Genomic DNA, 3,596 nt, shown 5'->3' on the forward strand with positions numbered 1-3,596 from the left:
CTTTTTCTGAGACTTTTTACTGCTTGGAATTGGAGTCGGCTCATTGTCAGTCGGTGTCTGGTTTCCAGCTGGGGCAGTGGTGGAATTATTGGTTTGGCCATCACTCTTGCTGTAAACATAAGTCACGCTTTGCGGACTGTTGATAAAGAAGCCAGTTGCATTATCGGGCCGAGTCTTTAAAGTATAGCCAGAAACAGTCTCGGCACCAGTCGTATAGCCATCGCCAATCCGGCCTTGGATTACGCGATCAGGGGCAACAGTGTTGCCATCTTCATCTTGATAATGAACTGTAACTGCAGGCGATATGGCTGCAGGGCTGTTGACAATTGAACCAGCAGTGTTAGAAGCATTGGAGCCATTAGAACCGGAGTTATTTGAACCAGAGCCGTTAGATTCGGACTCGTTGGAACTATCAGAGCTAGAGCTATCGGAACCATTGGAACTGTCAGAACCGTTAGAGCTGTTAGAGCCATTAGAGCCGTCGGAACCGTTTGAAGTGTTCGAGCTATTTGAACCATTGGAGCTGTTCGAGCTATTTGAACCGTTAGAACTATCAGAACTATCAGAACTGTCGGAGCTATTAGAACCATCGGAACTGTCAGAACCATTAGAGCTATCAGAGCCATCGGAACTGTCAGAGCTGTCAGAACCATTAGAACTATCAGAGCCATCGGAACTGTCAGAACTATCAGAGCTATCGGAACTATCAGAACCATTAGAGCTATCGGAACTGTCGGAGCTGTCAGAACCATTAGAGCTATCAGAGCCATTGGAACTCTGGGAACTATCAGAGCCATCGGAACTGTCAGAACCATTTGAGCTGTTAGAGCCGTCGGAACCATCCGAAGTGTCAGAAGTGTTATCAGTTTTACTCTTAGAGTAGACCAAGGTAATATCTTGCGGATCAGAAATAAATGCTGTTACATCAGAATTCTTGTTTTCTTTGAACTTGTAGCCAGCAAATTCTTTACTGGTGTCAACAGTTACCGAATCTGAAATATTGCCAAAGAGTTTTTCATCAGGAATCTGTTTACCATCTTGATCAACTAGCTGCTTGCCTTCTTCGTCTTGGCGATGAACAGTTACGATGCCACCAGTATATCTGACGTAAGTGTCATGGTCTCTATCACCTTGGTACTTAGTCATGAAATCGGCTGAAGACCACTGATTAGTACCCTTGGTCAAAGAACCATTGTCTTCACCCATGTTTACCCAAGTTCCTGGCAAATTGAGGGAATTGTTGGGTCTACCATTTCTTGTAGTGAATTTAAACCCTTTACCTAAAATTAATTTGGACAAACTGGGAGTATAATCTTCGCTTATTACAAACATTCCCATCGTTGTAGCGTCATCTGCAACAGTAAAACTGGATAGATCTATGCTAGTTAAGCTAGGGTCGCTAGCAAACATTGTATTGAAACTAGTCACATTGGTAGTATCAAAACTAGATAGATCTAAAGAAACTATTTTTGTACAACCGAAAAACATTTTCGTCATGTCTGTGACTTGAGAAGTATTTAAGTTTTTTAACCCTTTAATAGATACTAAATTGCTTAATTTACAAAAGAGACGCTGAGCAGAGCCCATAATTGCGATAGGGGTATTAATATCAATTTCTGTGATATCGTCAGCAGTTATATCGCTAATATTTTGGCTAATGCTAATATCTTTATTATCTGAATTATTTATTGTATAGGTTTTACCTTTTTCACCAAGTGATAAGACGCCATTATTAAAGGTATAAGGAACACCTTCCCAAGTGTTATCAGTTTTACTCTTAGAGTAGACCAAGGTAATATCTTGCGGGTCGGAGGTAAATGATTTTACATCAGAATTTTTGTTTTCTTTGAAGGTGTAACCGGTAATTTCCTTGCTGGTATCAACAGTTACTGGATCTGAAATATTGCCAAAGAGCTTTTCATCAGGAATTTCTTTACCATCTTGATCAACTAGCTGCTTGCCTTCTTCGTCTTGGCGATGAACAGTAACGATGCCACCAGTATATCTAACATAAGTGTCATGGTCTCTATCACCTTGGTAATTGGTCATGAAATCAGCTGAAGACCATTGATTAGTACCCTTGGTCAGAGAGCCATCGCTTTCACCCATGTTTACCCAAGTACCTGATAAATTGAGAGAATTGTTGGGTTTACCACTACTGTCTAAATTAAATTTAAAATCCTTACCTAGATCTATCTGAGTTAAATTAGGGCATAGTAAAAACAGTCCCATCATTTCAGCATTATCACTAATTTTAAAACTAGATAAATTAACACTGGTTAAACTAGAATCGTTAACAAACATAGTATTAAATGATGTCACTTTAGAAGTTTCAAAACTTGATAAGTCTAAATTGGTAAGTTTAGAGCAACTCATAAACATTTGTTCCATACTTGTCACTTCGGAAGTGTTTAAATTTTTCAGACCACTAATATTAGACAAATTTTTGAGTCTAGCAAAAAGTTGTGCTGCTGAACCGGTAATAGTAATTGGAGCATTGATATCAATTTCTGTAATATCAGTTACAGAAATATTACTGATATTATTGTTAAAACTAATATCCTTATTGTCTGAATTATTTATTGTATAGGTTTTGCCTTTTTCACCTAGCGATAAGACACCATTATTAAAGGTAAAAGGAACGCCTTCCCAAGTATTATCAGTTTTACTCTTAGAATAGACTAGAGTGATAGTTTGTGGATCAGAGATAAAAGCTGTGATAGTAGGATTTTGATTTTCCTTGAAGGTATAACCAGCAAATTCTTTACTGGTGTCAACAGTTACTGAGTCTGAAATGTTGCCGAAAAGCTTTTCATCAGGAATTTCCTTACCATCTTGATCAACTAGCTGCTTGCCATCTTCATCTTGGCGGTGAACAGTAACGGTGCCACCAGTATATCTAACATAAGTATCATGGTCTCTATCACCTTGGTACTTAGTCATGAAATCGGCTGAAGACCACTGATTAGTACCCTTGGTCAGAGAACCATCGCCTTCCCCCATGTTTACCCAAGTTCCTGGCTGTTGAAGTGAATTGTTGGGTCTACCATTTCTTGTAGTGAATTTAAAACCTTTACCTAAAATTAATTTGGACAAACTGGGAGTATCATCATCGCTTATTACAAACATTCCCATAGTTGTAGCGCCATCTCTAACAGTAAAACTAGATAGATCTACGCTAGTTAGGCTGGGGTCAAAGGCAAACATTGTACTAAAATTGGTTACATTAGTAGTATTGAAACTGGATAAATCTAAAGAAGTCATTTTTGTACAGTCCATAAACATTTGTAGCATACTCGTTACTTTAGAAGTATCTAGTTTATCTAAACCATTTATTGATGTAAGGTTCAAGAGGTGGTAGAAAAGTGTTTCAGCTGATCCAATGATGGCAATGGGAGCATTAATATCGATCTCTGTAATGTCGGTTCCAGAAACATTGTCAATGTTGCTACCAATGCTAATATCTTTATTGTCTGAATTATTTATGGTATAGGTTTTGCCTTTTTCACCAATTGATAATACGCCATTATTAAACGTGACAGGTATATCTTCCCAAGTGCTTGAGATGGTATTGCTACTATCACGAGTGGCTTTAG

Annotated in this window: 1 protein-coding gene; it reads right to left on the minus strand. The window is 38.4% G+C overall.

Going from position 1 to position 3,596, the window contains the following annotated elements:
* On the minus strand, nt 1-3,596 hold a 3,596-nt coding region (locus ACZ2M0_RS09315; RefSeq protein WP_490059271.1), incomplete at both ends, for a MucBP domain-containing protein.

Source organism: Lactobacillus sp. VURO6/B1 (VP7) (assembly GCF_058139575.1).